General features: G+C 72.2%; 18 protein-coding genes and 1 pseudogene. 11 read left to right on the top strand and 8 right to left on the bottom strand.

Annotation, left to right across the window (positions count from 1 at the left end; all coding sequences use genetic code 11):
* Positions 1-228: 228 nt before the first annotated feature.
* The 9 genes and pseudogenes from ACH427_RS30470 (at position 229) to ACH427_RS30430 (ending at position 10,925) form a co-directional block, all read left to right on the top strand.
* Positions 229-900, top strand: a pseudogene (locus ACH427_RS30470) (GntR family transcriptional regulator).
* Complete coding sequence (locus tag ACH427_RS30465) at positions 897-1,595, top strand: DsbA family protein (RefSeq protein ID WP_398874719.1); 699 nt, start codon at positions 897-899, stop codon at positions 1,593-1,595. Before ACH427_RS30470 ends, ACH427_RS30465 begins: the two are co-directional and overlap by 4 nt.
* A gap of 284 nt (positions 1,596-1,879) precedes the next feature.
* A complete protein-coding gene (aceE, locus tag ACH427_RS30460; RefSeq protein WP_398874717.1) occupies positions 1,880-4,543 on the top strand; it encodes a pyruvate dehydrogenase (acetyl-transferring), homodimeric type in 2,664 nt (887 codons plus the stop codon).
* Between the two features lie 328 nt (positions 4,544-4,871).
* Positions 4,872-6,149, top strand: a complete 1,278-nt coding sequence (locus tag ACH427_RS30455; RefSeq protein WP_398874782.1) for a CAP domain-containing protein — start codon at positions 4,872-4,874, stop codon at positions 6,147-6,149.
* 399 nt (positions 6,150-6,548) lie between these two features.
* Complete coding sequence (locus ACH427_RS30450; RefSeq protein ID WP_398874715.1) at positions 6,549-7,115, top strand: hypothetical protein; 567 nt, start codon at positions 6,549-6,551, stop codon at positions 7,113-7,115.
* Positions 7,115-7,573, top strand: coding sequence for a hypothetical protein (locus tag ACH427_RS30445; RefSeq protein ID WP_398874713.1), 459 nt, complete (start codon positions 7,115-7,117; stop codon positions 7,571-7,573). The genes ACH427_RS30450 and ACH427_RS30445 overlap by 1 nt, the downstream gene beginning before the upstream one ends.
* A gap of 180 nt (positions 7,574-7,753) precedes the next feature.
* Positions 7,754-9,349 (top strand): hypothetical protein, encoded by a 1,596-nt coding sequence (locus ACH427_RS30440; protein WP_398874711.1) that lies wholly within the window; start codon positions 7,754-7,756, stop codon positions 9,347-9,349.
* A gap of 141 nt (positions 9,350-9,490) precedes the next feature.
* Entirely contained in the window at positions 9,491-10,147 is a 657-nt protein-coding gene (locus ACH427_RS30435) for a DUF4360 domain-containing protein (RefSeq protein WP_398874709.1), read from the top strand.
* 151 nt (positions 10,148-10,298) lie between these two features.
* Positions 10,299-10,925 carry a DUF4360 domain-containing protein gene (locus ACH427_RS30430; RefSeq protein ID WP_398874780.1) on the top strand — a complete coding sequence of 209 codons (627 nt, stop codon included), beginning with the start codon at positions 10,299-10,301 and terminating at the stop codon, positions 10,923-10,925.
* 202 nt (positions 10,926-11,127) lie between these two features.
* Here ACH427_RS30430 and ACH427_RS30425 read toward each other — a convergent pair whose 3' ends face one another.
* A complete protein-coding gene (locus ACH427_RS30425; RefSeq protein WP_398874778.1) occupies positions 11,128-12,810 on the bottom strand; it encodes an enoyl-CoA hydratase-related protein in 1,683 nt (560 codons plus the stop codon).
* Positions 12,811-13,025: 215 nt separating this feature from the next.
* Between ACH427_RS30425 and ACH427_RS30420 the strand changes: the two genes are divergently transcribed.
* Positions 13,026-13,505 (top strand): DUF6314 family protein, encoded by a 480-nt coding sequence (locus ACH427_RS30420; protein WP_398874707.1) that lies wholly within the window; start codon positions 13,026-13,028, stop codon positions 13,503-13,505.
* Positions 13,506-13,554: 49 nt separating this feature from the next.
* Here the strand turns inward: ACH427_RS30420 and ACH427_RS30415 are convergent, their stop codons facing one another.
* Complete coding sequence (locus tag ACH427_RS30415; protein ID WP_398874705.1) at positions 13,555-13,746, bottom strand: ferredoxin; 192 nt, start codon at positions 13,744-13,746, stop codon at positions 13,555-13,557.
* Positions 13,747-13,766: 20 nt separating this feature from the next.
* Positions 13,767-14,987 (bottom strand): cytochrome P450, encoded by a 1,221-nt coding sequence (locus tag ACH427_RS30410; RefSeq protein ID WP_398874703.1) that lies wholly within the window; start codon positions 14,985-14,987, stop codon positions 13,767-13,769.
* Positions 14,988-15,046: 59 nt separating this feature from the next.
* Between ACH427_RS30410 and ACH427_RS30405 the strand changes: the two genes are divergently transcribed.
* Positions 15,047-15,757, top strand: coding sequence for a TetR/AcrR family transcriptional regulator (locus ACH427_RS30405; protein WP_398874701.1), 711 nt, complete (start codon positions 15,047-15,049; stop codon positions 15,755-15,757).
* Between the two features lie 11 nt (positions 15,758-15,768).
* Here ACH427_RS30405 and ACH427_RS30400 read toward each other — a convergent pair whose 3' ends face one another.
* The 5 genes from ACH427_RS30400 to ACH427_RS30380 form a co-directional block, all read right to left on the bottom strand.
* Positions 15,769-16,272, bottom strand: coding sequence for an LURP-one-related/scramblase family protein (locus tag ACH427_RS30400; protein WP_398874699.1), 504 nt, complete (start codon positions 16,270-16,272; stop codon positions 15,769-15,771).
* Positions 16,273-16,423: 151 nt separating this feature from the next.
* On the bottom strand, positions 16,424-17,374 hold the full coding sequence (locus tag ACH427_RS30395) for an NAD-dependent epimerase/dehydratase family protein (protein WP_398874697.1): 951 nt from the start codon (positions 17,372-17,374) through the stop codon (positions 16,424-16,426).
* A gap of 68 nt (positions 17,375-17,442) precedes the next feature.
* The gene (locus ACH427_RS30390; protein WP_398874695.1) at positions 17,443-17,691 is read right to left on the bottom strand and encodes a cupredoxin domain-containing protein; all 249 of its coding nucleotides are present in this window, start codon (positions 17,689-17,691) and stop codon (positions 17,443-17,445) included.
* A gap of 139 nt (positions 17,692-17,830) precedes the next feature.
* Positions 17,831-18,346 carry a GNAT family N-acetyltransferase gene (locus ACH427_RS30385; RefSeq protein WP_398874693.1) on the bottom strand — a complete coding sequence of 172 codons (516 nt, stop codon included), beginning with the start codon at positions 18,344-18,346 and terminating at the stop codon, positions 17,831-17,833.
* A 260-nt stretch (positions 18,347-18,606) separates the two neighbouring features.
* Positions 18,607-18,957 carry a MerR family transcriptional regulator gene (locus ACH427_RS30380; RefSeq protein WP_398874691.1) on the bottom strand — a complete coding sequence of 117 codons (351 nt, stop codon included), beginning with the start codon at positions 18,955-18,957 and terminating at the stop codon, positions 18,607-18,609.
* Positions 18,958-18,977: the final 20 nt, after the last annotated feature.

The raw sequence follows: 18,977 nt of genomic DNA, 5'->3' as shown, positions 1-18,977 counted from the left end.
GGCCGGGTGGGATACGGGCCAGGGATTCCGCTGACATGGCGGGACGGGATCGCACTGGACCGGGAAACGCGTCGACCGCGTGGATGGCGCCGGACCCGCATCCGGCCTTGCCGGAGGTCAGGTTCCCGTCTGCGAAGTGGCTTGAAGCACCCGCGAATTGACCCCCGTCGTAACGTACGTTAACCGACGATCGATCATCGCTCAAGGCTGTTCGGGAGAACCACGTCGATGACCGCGGAGCCGCTCCGTCACACAGGCCCCACCGCGCGGCCGACCCGCGCCCCGCTCAGCGACCAGGTCCGGCGGACCCTGCTCGGCCATCTCTCGCGGGGGCGGTGGCAGCCCGGCGACCGGATCGTCGACGCCGGGTGGCGAGGGAGCTGGGGGTGAGCCAGACGCCCGTACGGGATGCGCTGCGGGATCTCCAGGCGATGCAGCTGGTCGAATTATCGCCAAATAAAGGCACTTGGAGTCCGGGAACTCACCCCGCGGCGGCTCGGCGAGGTACATCCGGTGCGCGGCGGCGCCCTGGAGCGGCTGGCCGCCGAGCTCGCGCTCCCCCGCCTCGCGGACCGCGCCGCCGTCACGGAGGAGCACACGGCCCGGACGCACACCGCGGCCGAGGCCGGGGACGTCGACGGGCAGGTCCGCCACGGCGTCGCTTTTCACCGGGAGATCGTCGAAGCGGCCGGGAATTCCGTACTGTTGCCCAACCGGGAGTCGCTGACCGTCGAGTTGTGGACGCGGCTCTCCCTCACCCGGCCGCGCACCGAGCCGCACACCAACGCCTCGCACCACGAGCCCCTCGTCGAGGCGTTCCGGCGGCAGGATCCGCAGGCCGGGCGCCTGCTGCAACCGCACATCCTGGGCTACGCCCTTGAACCGATCGGAGCATCATGACCACCACAACCGCACCCCAGGACGAGGTCCGCCCCGGGGTCATCACCGTCTTCTCCGACATCTGGTGCTCGTTCGCGCACGTGGCCATGCACCGGCTGCACACCACCCGCGAGCGGCTCGGCCTGGAGGACCGCGTCCGGCTGGACCACCGCGCCTTCCCGCTGGAGATGTTCAACAACGGTCCGAGCCCCCGGCCCGGCACGGACTCGGAGGTGGGCGGTGTGGCCCACATCGAGCCCGAGGCGGGCTGGCAGCTGTGGCGCGCGCCCGACTGGAAGTTCCCCTCCACCTCGCTGCCGGCCCTGGAGGCGGTGCAGCTCGCGAAGGAGCAGAGCCTGGAGGCGTCCGAACGGCTGGATCTGGCGTTGCGCCGCGCCTTCTGGGCGGAGAGCCGGTCGATCGGGGCGTACGCGGTGGTGCTGGCCGTCGCCGAGGAGACGGAAGGTGTCGATCCGCGGCCCATCGCCGAGGGGCTGGCCGAGGGCCGCGCCCGCGCGGTCGTCGCGCGCGACTTCCTCTGCGCGAAGGAACACGGCGTCAAGTGCAGCCCGCACTTCTATCTCCCGGATGGATCAGATCACGCCAATCCCGGGGTCGCGGCACGCTGGCACGGCGCGTACGGAACGGGCTTTCCCGAGGTAACGGCCAATGACCGGGGCGTTTACGAGGCGCTGCTGGAGCGGGCGGCCGACTGACCCACAGGTCAGAACGGCCCGGGCGGGCCTGCGGGGAAAAATGATCGATCATCGTTCATTACCGGTGGGTAGATGTTGACTACAGCAACTTGCCGCTCCTAGCGTGAGTCGGACGGAAACGTGGTTCCGCTACACGGAATCAAAGGTTCTAACGGGGCTCACCGGCGGGCCCCGGCGGCCGGTCCACCCGCATGCCTGGTCGCGCGTCACCATCGCCGGGGGTACCACGGCAGCAGCGCGCGGCGCCCCCGGTCCCCACCCGGGATCGTGAAAGAGGATCACCCGTGTCCCAGCTCGACCAACTGCCCGACAAGGACCCGTCAGAGGTCGCCGAGTGGCGCGAGTCCCTGGACTCCGCCACCCGGTTCGGGGGAGCCAACCGGACGGCGTACCTGCTGCGCCGTATGGCCGAACACGCCGAGCGGACCGGGCTGGACCTCCCCCCGCTCCTGGAGACCCCTTATCTCAACACCATTCCGACCTCCGCCGAGCCCGCCTACCCGGGCGACGAGGAGCTGGAGGCCCGGATCACCGCGTGGAACCGCTGGAACGCGGCCGCCATGGTCACCCGTGGCAATCAGCGCGCGGGCCTCGGCGGCCACATGGCGACCTTCGCCTCGGCGGCCTGGCTCTACGAGACCGGCTTCCAGCACTTCTTCCGCGGCAAGGAGACGGACAGCTCCGGCGACCAGCTCTACATCCAGGGCCACGCCTCCCCCGGAATCTACGCGCGCGCCTTCCTGGAAGGGCGCCTGACGGAGGATCAGCTCGACCGTTTCCGGCAGGAGGCCGGCGGCGACGGGCTGCCCTCCTATCCGCACCCGCGCCGGCTGCCCTGGCTGTGGGAGTTCCCCACCGTCTCCATGGGCCTGGGCCCGCTCTCCGCCATCTACCAGGCGCGGTTCAACCGCTATCTGGAGCACCGCGGCATCAAGGACACCTCCCGGTCGCACGTCTGGGCCTTCCTCGGCGACGGCGAGATGGACGAGCCGGAGTCGACCGCCGCCCTCGCCCTCGCGGGCCGCGAACGGCTGGACAACCTCACCTTCGTCATCAACTGCAACCTCCAGCGCCTCGACGGCCCGGTCCGCCCCAACTTCAAGATCGTGCAGGAGCTGGAGGCCCAGTTCCGCGCCGCCGGGTGGAACGTCGTCAAGTCGCTGTGGGGCACCGCCTGGGACAAGCTCTTCGCGAAGGACACCGAGGGCGCACTGCTCAACCGCCTGCGCGAGGTCCCGGACGCCCAGTTCCAGACGTACGCCACGGTGGATCCGGCCTATCTGCGCGAGCACTTCTTCGGCGCCGAGGGCCCAGGCTCCCCCCTGCACACGATCGGCGCGGGCCTCGCGGACGCCGAGCTCCTGGAGCTCTTCCGCACCTCCCGCGCCGGTCACGAGCCGCGCAAGGTGTACGCCGCCTACCGCGCCGCCGTCGAGCACCGGGGCGCGCCGACCGTCATCCTCGTGCAGACTGTCAAGGGCTACACCCTGGGCCCGGGCTTCGAGTCGCGCAACGCCAACCACCAGATGAAGAAGCTCACGGGGAAGGAGTTCCGGGCGATGCGGGATCTGCTCGGCCTCCCCATCCCCGACAGCGCGCTGGACGGCGAGCTGGTGCCGTACGCCCACCCCGGCGAGAACTCCCCCGAGGTGCGCTATCTGCGCGAGCGCCGCGCGGCGCTCGGCGGCCCGGCCCCGGCCCGCAAGGTCGTCGCCAAGCCGCTGCCCGAGCCCTCCGCGAAGCCCTTCGAGGCCCTCCACAAGGGCTCGGGCCGCCAGGAGATCGCCACCACCATGGCGTTCGTCCGACTGGTCAAGGACCTCATGCGGGACAAGGAGACCGGCCCGCGCTGGGTGCCCGTCGTACCCGACGAGGCCCGCACCTTCGGCATGGAGTCGCTCTTTCCCTCGGCCGGCCTCTACTCCCCGGCCGGCCAGACCTACGACCCCGTCGACCGCGACCAGCTCCTCTACTACAAGGAGTCCAAGGACGGTCAGATCCTCAACGAGGGCATCACCGAGGCGGGTTCGCTGGCCGACTTCACGGCGGCCGCCACGTCGTACGCCACGCACGGCGAGCCGATGATCCCGTTCTACATCTTCTACTCGATGTTCGGCTGGCAGCGGACGGCCGATCAGTTCTGGGCGCTGGCCGACCAGTTGGGCCGCGGCTTCGTCATCGGCGCCACCGCCGGGCGCACGACGATGACGGGCGAGGGCCTCCAGCACGCCGACGGCCACTCGCACCTGATCGCCTCGACCAACCCGGCGGCGGTCTCCTACGACCCGGCGTTCGCGTACGAGATCGCGGTCATCGTCCGGGAGGGCCTGCGGCGGATGTACGGCCCCGAGGCCGAGAACGTCTTCTACTACCTGACGGTCTACAACGAGACCAAGGTCCAGCCGGCCATGCCCGAGGGCGTGGAGGAGGGCATCCTCAAGGGTCTCTACCGCTTCAAGGAGGCCGCCGGGGCGTCGGCCGAGGCACCGCGCCTGACGCTGCTGGCCTCCGGCACGGCCGTCCACTGGGCCCTGGACGCCCAGCGGCTGCTGGCCGACGACTGGGGGGTGGCCGCCGACGTGTGGTCCGCCCCCTCCTGGACCGAGCTGCGCCGCGACGCCCTGTCCTGTGACGCGGCGCGGCTCAAGGGCGAGGACCGGGTCCCGTACGTGACCCAGGCGCTGCACGGCGCGCCGGGTCCGGTCCTCGCCGTCAGCGACTGGATGCGGGCGGTCCCCGACCAGATCGCCCCCTGGGTCGAGCAGGACTGGACGTCCATCGGCACGGACGGCTTCGGCCTCTCCGACACCCGCGAGGCGGCCCGCCGCCACTTCGGTGTGGACCCGCAGTCGGTGGCCCTCGCGGCGCTCGCCGCGCTGGCCCGCCGGGGCGAGGTCAAGGCGGAGACGGTCCGGGAGGCCGCGCGCCGGTACGGCCTGGAGGGCTGACCCGCACGCTGTGGCACAGGCCCCGCCCGGTGACCGACCGGGCGGGGCCTGGCGCATGCGCGCGGGACGTCACGGCTCCTTCGCCGGCCAGAAGTCCGGCTCCGCGGGCGACGGGCAGCGGCGGATGGAGGGCGTGCGGGACAGCCGACCGCGCACGTACGGCCCGCGGGGGAAGCGGTCCGCGGCCGGCAAGGCGGGCAACCCCTGTACCGAGTCCGGCGGGCTCTCCCGCGTCCCGGACACGCTCGGGAACCGCGCGGGAACCCACGGCGCCCCGCGGGCCGTTCTTCCAGCGCTTTCCACGAACGACGAGGACACAGGTGCGGCGATGACCCAGTTGACGCCCGGCGGCAACACCCCGCTCCCCCACGGCCCGGTGTCCCTCCGGGTTTCCGGGCCCTTCGACCTCTCCGCCCTCATCACCGACGACACCGGGAAGGTCACGGGGGACGGCGACTTCGTCTTCTACAACCAGCCCTCCGCCCCGGGGGCCCGGCTGCACGACGGCGGCCTCACCGTGGATCCCGCGCGGCTGCGGGCGGGAGCGAGCCGGGTCACGCTCGTCGTCAGTCCGGCGACGCCCGGCACCCCGCTCGGCCGGCTGCCCACGCCCGCCCTGTCCGTGACGGCCGGCGGCCGGGGCGTGCTCGCGTGCTTCACGCCGCCACGCCCCACGCGCGAGACCGTCCTGCTGCTCGCGGAGATCTACCGCCGCGGAGGTGAGTGGAAGCTGCGCGCGCTCGGTCAGGGGTACGCGGACGGGCTGGCCGGGATCGCCCGCGACTTCGGTGTCGACGTGCTGGACGAGAACGCGGAGGAGGCCGACCCCGATCCCCTTGCCGCACTGGTCAATTCGGGGCGGGCGCGCAGCGGAGCACCGCCGGTGACCGTGGACCCGAGGCTCACGGCCGCCGCGCGGAGCCACGCGGCGGCGATGGCGGCCCAGGGGCACCTCGGCGCCGAGGGAGCCGACGGCGTCTTTGTCTTCCAGCGCGTCACCGGCAACGGCTACGCCTATCTGGGCATGGCCGAGCAACTGGTCTCCGGGCCCCGTACGCCCGCGGAGTTCCTGGATTACTGCCTGGGCGAGGCGGAGGCCGGGCGTCCGCTCCAGGATCCCGCCTTCACGGCCGTGGGCCTCGCCCACGCCGTGGACTCCCGCTCGGGCACCACGTATTGGACGGCTCTATGGGCGAGCCCGTTCAGCTCGGCGGGCCTGGCGCGGACCGCTGCCGAGGTCGTCGCGCTCACCAACGCCGAGCGGGCCTCGGCGGGTCTGCCGCCGCTGGCCGACGACCGGCGCCTCGGCGCGGCGGCGCAGGCGCACTCCGCGGACATGGCCGCGCGCGACTTCTACGCGCACATCTCGCCCGAGGGGAGCCGCCCTTGGGACCGGGCCGCCGCGGCGGGGTGCGCCCACCGGGGCATCGGCGAGAACATCGCGTGCGGCCAGCGCTCCCCCGCCGAGGTCGTCCGGGGCTGGATGGACAGTCCGGGGCACCGGGCCAATATCCTCGATCCGGGCTTCACCCACATCGGCGTCGGGTTTGCCGGCGGCGGCCGGGCGGGTACCTACTGGACGCAGCTGTTCGGCCTGTCAGGGTGAATCGGCCCCCAACTCCCGCGATCGGCACAGGAGTCCGAAGGTGCCGGAATTTCCGCTACAGAATCGTTCTTTCACAGCTACTTGATCGTTCTACCACCGAGTAATCCCGCCCATCCGCGACGTTTTGCCGGAGCGCACGGGCGCGCACCTTTTCCGTTCCCCTAAATCTTTCGACACAGCTTCACCAACGGTTGGCGATCTGCTACGTTGGGTACGCTCGAGATACCTCAGGGGGGCGCCGTGCGGAGAAAAGAATTCGCTGTTGGCGTGCGCAGCCTGATTGATCCGGCAGGCCGCTCCTTACCGGCACGTTCGGCACCCCGCGTGGCGCGACCGCGATCCTTCGACAAAGGCGCCGGGGCTCTCATATCCGCGTTGCGGCAAGAAGAGAGCCGACGGATGGCCGGGCCGGCGGGCCCGCAGGAAGAGCTGGCCAGACACCCGGAATTGACCAGGCTGCGCATCGCGGCGGTGACGGGGAGCTTTCTATCCGCGGTGGGGACCCTGGCTTTCTGCACGCTCGCCTACGCGAGCCACGCGGAATGGCCGCTGATAGGGGTCTGGGCGATGTCGGCGGGGGCCACCCTGGCCATCCTGGTCTTCTTCACCGCGCTGCGCCGGGCGCTGGCCAAGCAGCGGGAGCACGAACTCCAGGTCTTCCGCTCGATGTTCTGCTCCACCCTGCGCGGCATGGCCGAGGAGCAGGTGCTCAACCTCGAGGCGAAACAACTGCTGCGGCGCAGCCAGGACGACCCGGAGCTGGCGAACGCCATCCTCGCGGGCATCGTCCGCGAGTACACCGACGCCGAGCAGTCAGCCGAAAAGCACACGGAATTGGGCCGGCATCATAAAATCGCCGTCCTGGTGGGCAAAGTGACGAACCCGGCCAACCAGGACCATCTGATCGCCCGTACACTTCGGCGGCTGGCCTCGGACGTGGACGTGGACGTGAGCGAGGCGCGTTGATGACGGACAACGGGGGAAATAACGGCGGTTCGACGATCGCTGTCGACCAGTTGATGGAACTGGTGAAGAATCTCGAACATGTGAAATCCAGAAATTTGCGGCGTGCCATGCGGTCCATCAATATGGAGGCCCGCAATCAGCGCCTCGACGTCATCCTGGGAAATGCCACGACGGCGCTGGGGCAATGTCTTTCCGGCGCTCTGGTCGTCGCCTATCTCTGGGTGGGGTATCAGATGGTGCAGCGGGGCGACGCGGGTTACTGCGTGCTGCTGTGCGGAATGCCCGTCACCTCCGTCGCCTCCATCTTCGCCCTGAAGAAGGTGCCGGCCACCCAGGCCATGGGCCAGCTCTCGCGTCAGGTCACCAAGCTGCTGCGCCGTGCCTCCTCCCCCACCGAGGGCTCCCAGGACGGCGCCGCGCCGAACGAGCTGGACGGCGACGGCCAGGGCACCTCCTGAACCACACCCCGCACAGGCCGGCCGCGCGGGGCCGGACCACCTGACACCGGCACGCCCAGCACGCGTAGCCACGCCGCGATCCGGGCCCGGCCCGGGCGGTCACGCTGCCGCCCCGGGCGGGCGGCGCCGCGCCCGGTCCCGGGTCCCGGCACCCGACTCCCACTCCCGGATGGAGAAGTGATGGCCGATCCCGACACCCCCGGTCCGGCGGACCGTACGCACCACGCGCTCGTCACCGATCTGGAGACCCTCATCGAGGACATCGCCCGCGCCGCCGCGCGCCACGGCTGGACCGCCGTGGCCGAGGCCGCCGCCGCGCTGCCGGGCCGGGACGACCGGACGGTCCTGCTGTGCGCCTCGCCCAAGGCCGACGGCACGGCCCTCGCCGCCCAGCTGCGCGCCCGGATACCGGAGTCGGCGCCACGCACGCTCCCGCTGGAGGCGTTGCACACGGATCCCGCGGCGGCGCTGCGCGCGGACCGCGTCGTCCTCGCGCTGGGCTGCGCCGAGTTGCTCAGCCCCGTGGCGGCCGCGGCGGCCGCCGCCCTGGCGGCCCGCCCGCCGGGCACCGTCCTGGTCGTCCTCACGGGAGCCGACACGCTGTCCGGGGACGACGACCTCGCCCTGGTGGCCCGGCGGATGCGGCGCGTCCTGCACGCCGGTCCCGAGGAGTGGACCGGCCGGAGCCCGGCGGAGCTTGGCTGCCTGCTGTGGAGCGCCGAGGATCCCGCGGACCTCCCCGAACCGCTGCGCGGCCTGCTCGTCCGCGACGCGGTGGCGCTGGAGGAGCGGTTGCGCGCAAGGGTGCCGGTCCCGCCCCAACTGCTCCACGACCGCGCCGTCCACCTGCTCGACCTCGCCGCCGGGCTGCTCGCCGGGCCCGCACGTGGCGGGGATCCGCGCCCGCGGCCCGCCGACGGCGCCGCCGAGGCCCGTACGGCGCTGGAGAACGGGCGCCAGAAGGTGCTCCACGCCGTGGACGCCGAAACAGCGGCGGCGGAGCGGGAGATCGTGGCGTCGCTGCGGGTCGCGGAGGGGGATCTGCTGCGACGGCTGGACGGGTTCCTGGAGCGGCACCGCCAGGAGATGTCCGAGCCGGGGCGGGCGCGGAGCCTCGTCGCCGGATATCTCGACCGCGGCACCGGAGGCTGGGCCGCCGCCGCGGCACCGGGGCTGCGGGCCCGGGCCGCCCGGATCGACCGCGTGACCGCGGAGGCGTTCCAGGAACTGGAGCAGGCGCTCGCCCGGCGGGGCGTGGAGGGCATCACGGTCGGCGCCCCGCCGTCGGTGTCCCTCGACGGCGCCGTGCACGGCCCGGCCCCCGCGCCGGGCAGCAGGCCGCGGGGCGGGAAGCCGTCCGGGGTGCCCACGGGGATGGTGGTGGGCGGCGCGCTCGGCGCGGCGGCCGGGGCCGTCCTCACGAGCGGACTGGGCACCCTCCTCGGCGCCGGGGTGGGGGCGGCGGCCGGTGGCGTGCTCCACCATCGCCAGACCGGGTTGCAGATCGGCCGCGCCGCCGCGTACGGCCGGGTGGCCGTGCGGGAGCGCTTCAGCGCGCTCGTGGCCGGTGTCCCGGCGGCGGTGCGCCGCGAGACGGGATCCCTACGGCGTTCGGTGGAGCGGGAGCTGGACCGGATCGGCAGGGACCTGGAGATCGCGCTCCTGGCGGCGCACGCCGGCCTGCGCCCCGCTCGCCGCGCCGCCGGGACGGCCGGCGTGGTCGGCGGCCTGCGGCAGCGGCTCGCCGCGCTGGAGCGGATGGCGGTCGGCGGCTGACGGCGGATCACCCGCGGCGGGGCGGGGGCGCAGGGCGGGCCGGCCGTTCCAGGGACGGCTCAACTTGACCTGTACACGCCCCACCCCCGGTGGTGGCATGGGCGTCCCCGAGCGGGGTCCGTGCAGCAGTGGGAGGTCTCCATGTTCAAACCATCGGCCATCAGACCAATGGTGATCGGCGGGGCGGCGGTGGCACTCGTGGCCGCGTCGTTCACCCCGTCGTCGGCCGCCGAGCGGGTGCCCCCGCCCGACAGGGTCGTGATCGACGTGGTGACGGTCAACGGATCGGGTTGCCCCGCCGGTACGGCCGCCGTCGCGGTCGCGTCCGACAACACCGCCTTCACCGTCTCGTACAGCAACTACCTCGCCCAGGTCGGTGTCGGCTCCAGACCGACGGACGGCCGCAAGAACTGTCAGCTCGGCCTCAACATCCACGTCCCCCAGGGCTTCACCTACGCGATCGCCGAGGCCGACTACCGCGGCTTCGCCCACCTGGAACCGGGCGCCATCGGGCTGGAGAAGGCCAGCTACTACTTCCAGGGCATGTCGAACACGACCGCCGTGAGCCACCGATTCGCCGGCCCCGCCGACGACGACTGGCAGACCACCGACGTCACGGACTCCAGCTCCCTCGTCTACGCCCCGTGCGGCGCCTCGCGGATCCTCAACGTCAACACCGAACTGCGGGTGGGCGCCGGGACGTCGGACCCGTCGACGACCACCAGCTACATGGCGATGGACTCCACCGACGGCAGCGTCAACACCCTCTACCACTTCGCCTGGAAGCAATGCCCCTGACCGCACGCCCCGGCTCATGAGGTGATTCCGGTCCGGGCCGGCGGAGACACGTCTGCCGTCGGCCCGGTGCCGGGTGTGCGGCGCGTTTCCGCTCGGCTCCAGGGCACTCCCAAGGCAAGGGAAGGGGTCTTCCGTGATCAGACCGGTGATCATGTGTGGTGCGGCCGTGGCACTGCTCGCCACGTCGTTCTCGCCGCGCGCGGCGGCGCTGGACGGAGTGCCTCCGCCGGACAAGATCGTGATCGACGTGGTGTCCGTCAACGGCACGGGCTGTCCGGCCAATACGGCCAACGTCGCGGTCTCACCGGACAACACCGCCTTCACCGTTTCCTACAGCAACTACGTCGCCCAGGCCGGAGTCGGCGCCAAGCCGACGGACGGCCGCAAGAACTGCCAGCTCGGCCTCAACGTCCACGTCCCCCAGGGCTTCACCTACGCCGTCGCCCAGGCCGACTACCGCGGCTACGCCCGCCTGGAACCCGGCGCGACCGGCCTGGAGCGGGCCAACTACTACTTCCAGGGCATGTCGCAGACGGCGTTCATGAACCATCCTTTCTCCGGTCCGCTCAATGACGACTGGCAGACCTCGGACACCACCGACCTCGACGCCCTCGTCTACGCGCCTTGCGGAGCCATGCGGTATTTCAACATCAACACCGAGCTGCGCGTGGACGCCGGAACCTCCGACCCCACCAGGACGACCAGCCTCATGGCGATGGACTCGACGGACGGAAACATCAACACGCTCTACCACTTCGCCTGGAAGAAGTGCCCGTAGGCAGGCCACTTGGCCGCGGATACACCGGAGTTGCCATTCAGACCAAAGGCCGGTGCGACGGCGCACAGCCGCCCCGGCCGCCGGTCATTCCCGTGGCATTTTCCGCCGCCTCCCTCCCCCCGTGGACCCGGTCGACGTACTCGCGCGAGCAGTCGGCGCACAGGAGAAAACCGGCCACGGGGGTGCCGGGTGACGATGCCCCTCAGCGCGTCACGCCGACCGTGCGGGCCCTGGCCCCGGTCGGTTCCTTGCGCACGAAGGCGCGGCGCCTGGCGTGGTAGGGCGCGGCCCGGTCGTAGAGGACGGCGCGCATCCGGGCCAGTTCCTCCTCCCGGTAGGCGGCCAGTGGCTTTCGCGCCTCGTCCTGCTCGCGTCCGGCCTTCTTCGCCGCGATCCGGGCCTGGGCCGCGGGCGTTGCGGCCAGGTGCGCGGCCAGTGCGGCCACCTTCTTGCCGAACTCCCCGGGGGACGCGTCGACGACGCGGTCCGCCAGCCCGATCCGTTCCGCGGCCACCGCGCTGACGGGCAGGGCGTCGTCCATGAGCCGCTCGGCCGTACCGGCGCCGACGCGGCGCGGCAGGGAGTACGTCCAGAACTCGGAGCCGTAGAGCCCCATCAGCCGGTAGTGCGGGTTGAGCACGGCACCGGCCCGGCACCAGACCTCGTCCGCGGCCAGGGCCAGCATCACCCCGCCCGCCGCGGCGTTGCCGCCCAGTGCGGCGACCACCAGCCGGTCGGTGGTGGTCAGCACGGCGTGGACCAGGTCGTCCATGGCGTTGATGTTGGCCCAGGACTCCTCCGCCGGGTCCGCGGCCGCCTCGATGACATTCAGGTGGATCCCGTTGGAGAAGAGGTCCCGGCCGCCGCCGAGGACCAGCACGGAGACCGGGCGGGAGCGCGCGTAGCGATAGGCGGCGAGCAGCCGGCGGCACTGCGTCGTGCTCATCGCGCCGCCGGGGAAGGAGAACCGCAGGAAGCCGACCGTTCCCTCCTCGCGGTAGCGGATGTCGGTCCAGGTGCGGCGGTCGTCCCCCAGGTCGAGCGGGGCCGTCGCCTCCGGCAGGCGCGGCAGCCGGTGCCCCAGTGCCAGCGTCGCGGGCAGCTTGAACCCCGGCGGCTCGTCCGGTCCGCGGCGCTGCCGCAGCCGCGGGATCCACACCGCGCCGTCGGCGGTCGCCCGGCAGACGGCGCCCGCCCGGGTGGCCAGCAGCTCGCCCGGGCGGCCGGTCAGCCTGTCCTCGAAGTGGCCGCCGTGGAGGTACCACTCCTCGCCGAGCAGGGTGTCCAGCACGCCCGGGCTCGAGTCCGCGGCGCGCAGCTTGCGCAGCACGGTCTCGGTGGGGTCACCCTCCCAGTCGATGCGCCGCAGCTCCTGCCGGAAGTACGGGCGCGCGGGCTCCGCGTTCTCCTGCGGGACGGGTCCGTACGTTCCGGTGGCGAAGCGCTCGACGGCCAGCAGGACGGCTTCGAGTGCGGCGTCGGCGATCTCGTTGCGGCAGAGATCGCTCTTGGCCACCGGCGGGACCGGGCAGGTGACCGACGCCCAGACGCCACAGGCGCCCGGCTCCGCGCCGGCCTGGAAGACCGTGACGCCCCACTCCCGCACCCCCTCGTGCACCGCCCAGTCCAGGGAGGACGGGCCGCGGTCGCCGACCGGGCCGGGGTGCACCACGAGGCAGGGGTACGCGGACCGCACCTCGCGCGGGATCTCCGCCGTGAGCGCCGGCGCGAGGATCAGCTCCGGGCGGTGCCGCCCCACGATCCCGCTCACCTCCGCCCGGTGCGCCACCTGCTCCGCCACGACCGCGTGCCCGTGGTCCCCCAGCTCGGCGTAGACGCGCTGGGTGAGGCCGCTGAACGCGTCGGCGAGCAGCAGGATGTTCATGACGACCTCCGGACGGGTCACGCGTCGGGCGGAAGCGGCGGGCGTCCTGGCCGGCGGGCCCGCCATCGGTGATCCTTGCGCCCGCTCGCCCCGCCACCATCGAGACATGTCCGGAACGCTCCGTTATGTCACCCACACGCCCGAGCCCGCCCCGTGCGGCTCCCCGCCCGCACGCCGGTGCTCGCGATCGCGGCGCCGCTCGGCATACTGAGGGGGTGAGTTCCCTCGCCCCCTCGCCCCCGCCGTCCGGGTCGCCGGACACGCTGCCCGTCCAGGACGCCGCGGCCTATCTGGCCGGCTGGTGGACGGTCGACCGCACGCTCGTCGATCTGCGGACCGGCTCCTGCGGGGTGTTCCGCGGCACGGCCGAGTTCCGGTGGCTCGACGACGCGTCCCTGCTGCACGTCGAGGACGGCGAGCTGAGCTGGAACGGCACGGTCAACCGCGCGGGCCGGACACTCAAGCTGTTCCCCCGGGCCGACGGCACCGCCGAAGTGGCCTTCGCCGACGGGCGGTTCTTCCACGAACTGGACCTGCGCGGCGGGTCCTGGACCACCCGCCACCCGTGCGGCCAGGATCTCTACGACGGAACCTTCACCGTCGTCTCGCCCGGCGAATGGCACGTGCGCTGGCACACCGCCGGACCGGCCAAGGACCAGCTCCTGCGCTCGGTCTACCGGCGGCAGGAGCGGTAGCGGGCGGCCGGGACCCGGCCGACGGCGGAGCCGGGTCCCGGCCGTGGGCCTATTCGGTGATCCGGACGGCGCCGGACGGACAGAGGCCGCCGGCCTGCCGCGCGGCGGGCTGCTGGTCGGCGCCGGGGTCGGCGTCCAGCACCGTGACGAGGCCGTCGTCATCCTGGTCGAAGACGCCGGGCGCGGTCAGCGCGCACAGGCCGGCACCGATGCAGACACTGCGGTCGGCGGTCACCCGCACGGTCGCTCCTCTCGCCGCGGTCACCAGGTGACCGGGAGTTCGTTGACACCCTGGATCGTCGTGCCCGGCCGCAGCACCAGCCGGTCGGCCGGGACGGCCAGGCGCAGCGTCGGGATGCGGTCGAAGAGCGCCGTGATGATCACTTCGAGCTCCAGGCGGGCCAGGTTCTGGCCGAGGCACTGGTGCACTCCGTAGCCGAAGGCGATGTGGTGGCGGGCGGAGCGGCGTACGTCGAAGGTGTCCGGGTCCGCAAAGACCGAACCGTCGCGGTTGGCGATGGAGTTGGCGACCAGCACGCCCTCACCGGCCCGGATGACCTGCCCGTCGATCTCGATGTCGGCCGTCGCGACGCGGGCGCCCGCGAGGTCGGCGATGGCGAGGTAGCGCAGCAGTTCCTCGACCGCGCCGGGAGCGAGCCCGGGGTCGGCGCGCAGGGCGGCGAGCTGGTCCGGGTGCTCCAGCAGGGTGATCACGCCGAGCGAGGTCATGGAGGCGGTGGTCTCGTGGCCGGCGACGAGCAACAGCATCGCGTTGACGACCAGTTCCTCGCGGTCGATCTCCCCGGCGGCCAGCTGTCCGGAGACGAGGCTGCCGAGCAGGCCGGGGCCGGGCCGCGCCTGCAACCGGGAGACCAGTCCGTCCAGATAGCCCTTCAGTTCCTCGCGCGCGGCGATGGTGTCCGACGGGTCCGACGCCTGCACCAGCCGCCTGCTGGCGTCCTGGAAGAAGTCGTGGTCGGCGTAGGGCACGCCGAGCAGCCGGCAGATCACCATGGAGGGCACCGGCAGCGCGAAGGTGCTGACCAGGTCGGCGGGCGGGCCCGCGGCCAGCAGTTCGTCGATGAAGCCGTGCACGATCCGCTCGATCTCCGCGCGCATGCCCTTGATGCGCTTCACGGTGAACTCGCTGATCGTCATCCGCCGCACGGAGCCGTGCTCCGGCGGGTCCAGGCCGATGAAGGCCGGGCGGCTGTCCCGGAACGTCGCGATGCGCGGCGTGGCGGCGGGGAAGCCGGGGTGGGTGCGGTCGGAGGACAGCCGGGGGTCGGCCAGCAGTTTTCGCGCGGCCTCGTGCTTGGTCACCAGCCACGCCCGGCGGCCGTCGTAGAGGGTCACCCTGCGCAGCGGGCCGGGCTCGTCCCGCCAGCTGGTGTAGGAGTCGGGCAGGTGGTACGGACAGGTGCGGTCGTCGGGAAAGGCGGGGGCGTCCTCGGTCTTGAGCTTCGCGGCAGTCTCGGTCATCGATCCCCTCGAGCTCTCTGACGGTTAAAGAACGGTCAGTTCTCTAATTGGAGGCTAAGGTGTCCCCACGAGGAAGGCAACGACTCTCGACGAGCTTTCAGGAGCCCACGCTGTCACCGAACGCCGGCCAAGCCCTCGAACCGGCCGCCGACCACCGCAAAGGCCCTCGTCGGCGGGGCGCGGAACTGGAAAAGGCCATTCTGACGGCGGTCCTGGAGGAACTCGGCGAGGTGGGGTACGCCGCGCTGACCATGGACCGGGTGGCCTCCCGCGCCCGCACCAGCAAGGCCGCCCTCTACCGCCGCTGGGCCGGCCGGGCCGAACTGGTCCTGGACGCCTGCAGACTCCGCACCCTCGCCGACCTCGAACTCCCCGACACCGGCGCGCTGCGCACGGATGTGATCGGCCTGCTGCGGCAGATGGCAGCGCAGATGGCCAGCCCCTTCGGCGGCATCCTGCGCGGCCTGCTCTCCGAGATGACGAGCGACCCCGAATTCGCCCGCCTCATCCGCGAGCAGGTCCACAACGGCGGCCCGGTCACGACCCGCGTCATCCTGGCGCGGGCCGTGGCGCGCGGCGAGGTCGAGCCCTGGATCCTGGACTCCCGGCGGGCCACGGTCGCGACGGATCTGCTGCGCAACGAGTTCCTGCTGTTCGGCGCGCCCATCGACGACCGGATCATCATGGAGATCGTCGACGACGTGTATCTGCCGCTGATCCTGAGCCCGGCCCCGGGAGCGGCGGGCGGCGCCGCCCGCGACGCCGAGTAGGCCGATCCGCCTCAGCGGTGGGCCAGTTGCTCCCGCTTGCGGTCGTGGAGGGTGTGGTCCACGCACACCGCGAGGATGATCATCAGTATTTCGTCCTCGGGGTCCAGCACATCGACCGCGTAGGCGTCCCGCATGCTGAACCAGCGCCGGGAGACGTGCGCGAGCGTGGTGCCCTCGTGCTGGATGTCGAACTCCCGGTCCCAGAAGCTGCCGACGATCCGCAGCCGCCGCCCGTCGTGCAGCGTCACCTTGAAGCGGTCCCCGAACAGGCTGAACGCCCGCTTGCTGATCCGCGCGTCCAGCCAGCCGTCCCGCTTGACCAGGATCGTGTGGTGAAGGGTGAACGCCTTCTTGACGATGCTGGCCGCCTCCCTGCCCTGGGTGTCCACGAAGGTGAAGGTGGTGCGCAGCCGGAACAGCTTCCTGTTGACCTTGTAGATCTTCTCGCGGTGTTCGGTCTCGATCCAGGCTTCTTCATGAAAGGCCAGCACGCGATCGCGTACCAGGTAGCGCATGGAAACCCCCGTCCACGTCATGTCCGCCAGGCCGTTGGCGCGGTGCCGCCACAGAGCGTAGTGATCGGTGCCGCCGGTCGGCCAGCCGACCCTTCGCGCCGAGACAGGGATGAGACCTTGGCGGGCCCCGCCCACCGGTCACGCCCACCGGTCATGCTCCGGCGAGCAGCCTCTCCTCGTCCGCCGCGGACAGGCCGCATCTCAGCGGGGGTTCGCCGCGGCCGCGGTCCCAGGCCAGCACGTCGGCCACCGTCACCGGCAGCGAGGTCGCGGGCAGGCCCGCGGCCCGGGCGCGCGCCGCGCTGCGCTGCTGGGTGGACCAGTCCGGCCGTACCAGCGGGAACGCCGGCGGCGCGGACGCGGGGTCCACGGGCACGATCTCGACCTCGCTGCCCGCCACCCGCGCGCAGGTCTCGATCAGCCCACCGAGGGTGACCGGATCGGCCGGGCCCACGGCGTGGAAGGCGCCCGGCCGGTCGTCGAGCAGCAGCCGCACCACCAGCCGGGCCACATCACGCGAGTCGACGACCTGCGACGGCTGCTCGGGACGCCCCGGCAGGGCCACCCGGCCGCCACGCGCCGCCCGGCGCGCCCAGTACAGGAAGGTGTCCGACGTGTCGTACGGCCCGGCGACCTTCCCCGGGCGCACGATCGTGGCCCGCGCGCCGTACCGGGCCAGCACGTCGTCCTCGCACGCCACCTTGAGGGGACCGTAGGTGGCCTCGGTCAGTTCCTCGGTGTCACGGACCGGCGGCCTGCGCGGGGTGTCCTCGTCGGAACCCGGTCCGACGCCCGTCCGCGCGTACACCGCGTGACTGGAGACGAAGAGATACCGTCCGCACCGCTCGCCGAGGGCCTCCATCGCCTGCCCGACGTGACGCGGTACGTACCCGCTCACATCGACGACCGCGTCCCAGCTTCCGTCGCTCAGCGCGGCGTAGTCGCCGGTCTGCCGGTCGCCGACAAGGCGCGGCACGTCCGGGAAGAGACCGGTACCGGTCCTGCCCCGGTTGAACAGGGTCACGTCGACGCCCTGCCCCAGGGCGTCCTCGACGATCGTCCGGCCCACGAATGACGTTCCGCCCAGCACCAGGATCCGCATGGTGCCCGACGATAACCGCACCCGCGCGGCGCCTCCACCGGGTTTCCGGGCCCACGGGTTTCCGGGCCTCAGGTGACGAGGATGGCACCCGTCATCTCCGGGTGGAGGCCGCAGTGGTACCGGAACATGCCCGGGGCCGAGAACATCCGTGAGAAGGAGGCCCCCGCCTCGATCTCCCCCGAATCCCACAGGCCGGTGTCCGAGGTCACCGTGTGCGGCACACCGTCCTCACCGTTGGTCCAGGTGACCGTCTCCCCCGCCAGGACGGGAAGCTCAGCGGGGGTGAACGCGTGGTTCGCGATCGATACATCGGGCATGGGTGCTACCTCCCCGGCATCGCCGGACATCGACGCCTCGCGACGCCTTCCCTGCCCCGGAGGTGTGAATCACCGGCCCACTCGGACGAGCCGTGCGAGAGGCGGGCGCCCCTCGCACGACGTCACGCCGGATGCCGCGTCAGATCCCGAAGGGGGCCGCGTAGCGGACGGTACCGCTCGGCAGCGGGTGGGCCTCGTCCAGTGCCATGGCCATCAGGGCCTCGTCCGGGACATCGATGCTCAGGCCGATGCCGTAGGTGGAGGCGCGGGTGAAGCCGAACCGCGGGTAGTACGCCGGATGTCCGAGTACGACGACGTAACGCTCGCCCAGGTCCTTCGCCGCCGCCAGGGCGGCCCGGATCGCGGCCGAGCCAGCGCCGCTCCTTTGGTACTCGGGCCGCACGGAGACGGGAGCCAGGCACAGGGCCGGGGTGTCACCGATGTGGCAGCGGGTCAGGAGGGCATGGCCGACGAGCTCGCCGCTCCCGGCCGCGCTGACGACGGACAAGCCGTCGATCCAGGCGGGGCCGGCGCGCAGCGCGTCGACGAGGTCGGCCTCCAGCGGTGTCTCGAAGGCCGCGAGGACGATGTCACGGATGGCGGGGATGTCGGCGCCGGTCTCGGCGCGGGTGATCCAGTGGTCGCGTGTACGCATGACGGGACGATGATCCGTTTCATGGAGAGGTCCGGATGAGGAACGCCTCGCGGGCTCACGCTCTCAGCGAGGCGGGGAACGACGGGGTCAGGCCGTCGCCCGGGACGTGCCGGCGGCCCGGGCGCTGCTCGCCGCAGTGGCCTTGAACGCGGTCATGTGCCCCACCTCCCTTTCCGTCCTCGATCCGCAACACCACGAACCCCGACAACATAACAGCCCGCGCGTAGCTCGTCCTCCGGATAAAGGAGCCGCCCGGTGGATCAGGGCTGGACCTGCGCCAGGAAGCCGGCGAGGGTGTCGCGGCTGCGGCGGAGCCCGTCGAGGCGCTCGTCCGTGGCCGCCAGCTCCCGGCCCAGGATGTCCCGCACGTCCGCGCACCGGGCGAATTCCGGCTGCTCGCCCCGGGCGCACGGCAGCACCGAGCGGATCACCTCGGTGGACAGGCCCGCGTCCAGCAAGGCGCGCACCTGCCGGACGGTGACCACCGTCCGCTCCTCGTACACGCGGTATCCGTTCGGGCCACGCCCGGCCCTGAGCAACCCCTGTGTCTCGTAGTACCGCAGCAACCGCGGGCTGACCCCGGTACGCCGGGACAACTCCCCGATCAGCATGTGACGCGCCCCCGTCCGAC

The sequence above is a fragment of the Streptomyces sp. NPDC020379 genome (assembly GCF_044387105.1).
Taxonomy (GTDB): Bacteria; Actinomycetota; Actinomycetes; order Streptomycetales; family Streptomycetaceae; genus Streptomyces.
The sequence above is the reverse complement of the archived record's forward strand: the minus strand, read 5'-3'. Positions and strand labels throughout refer to the sequence as shown.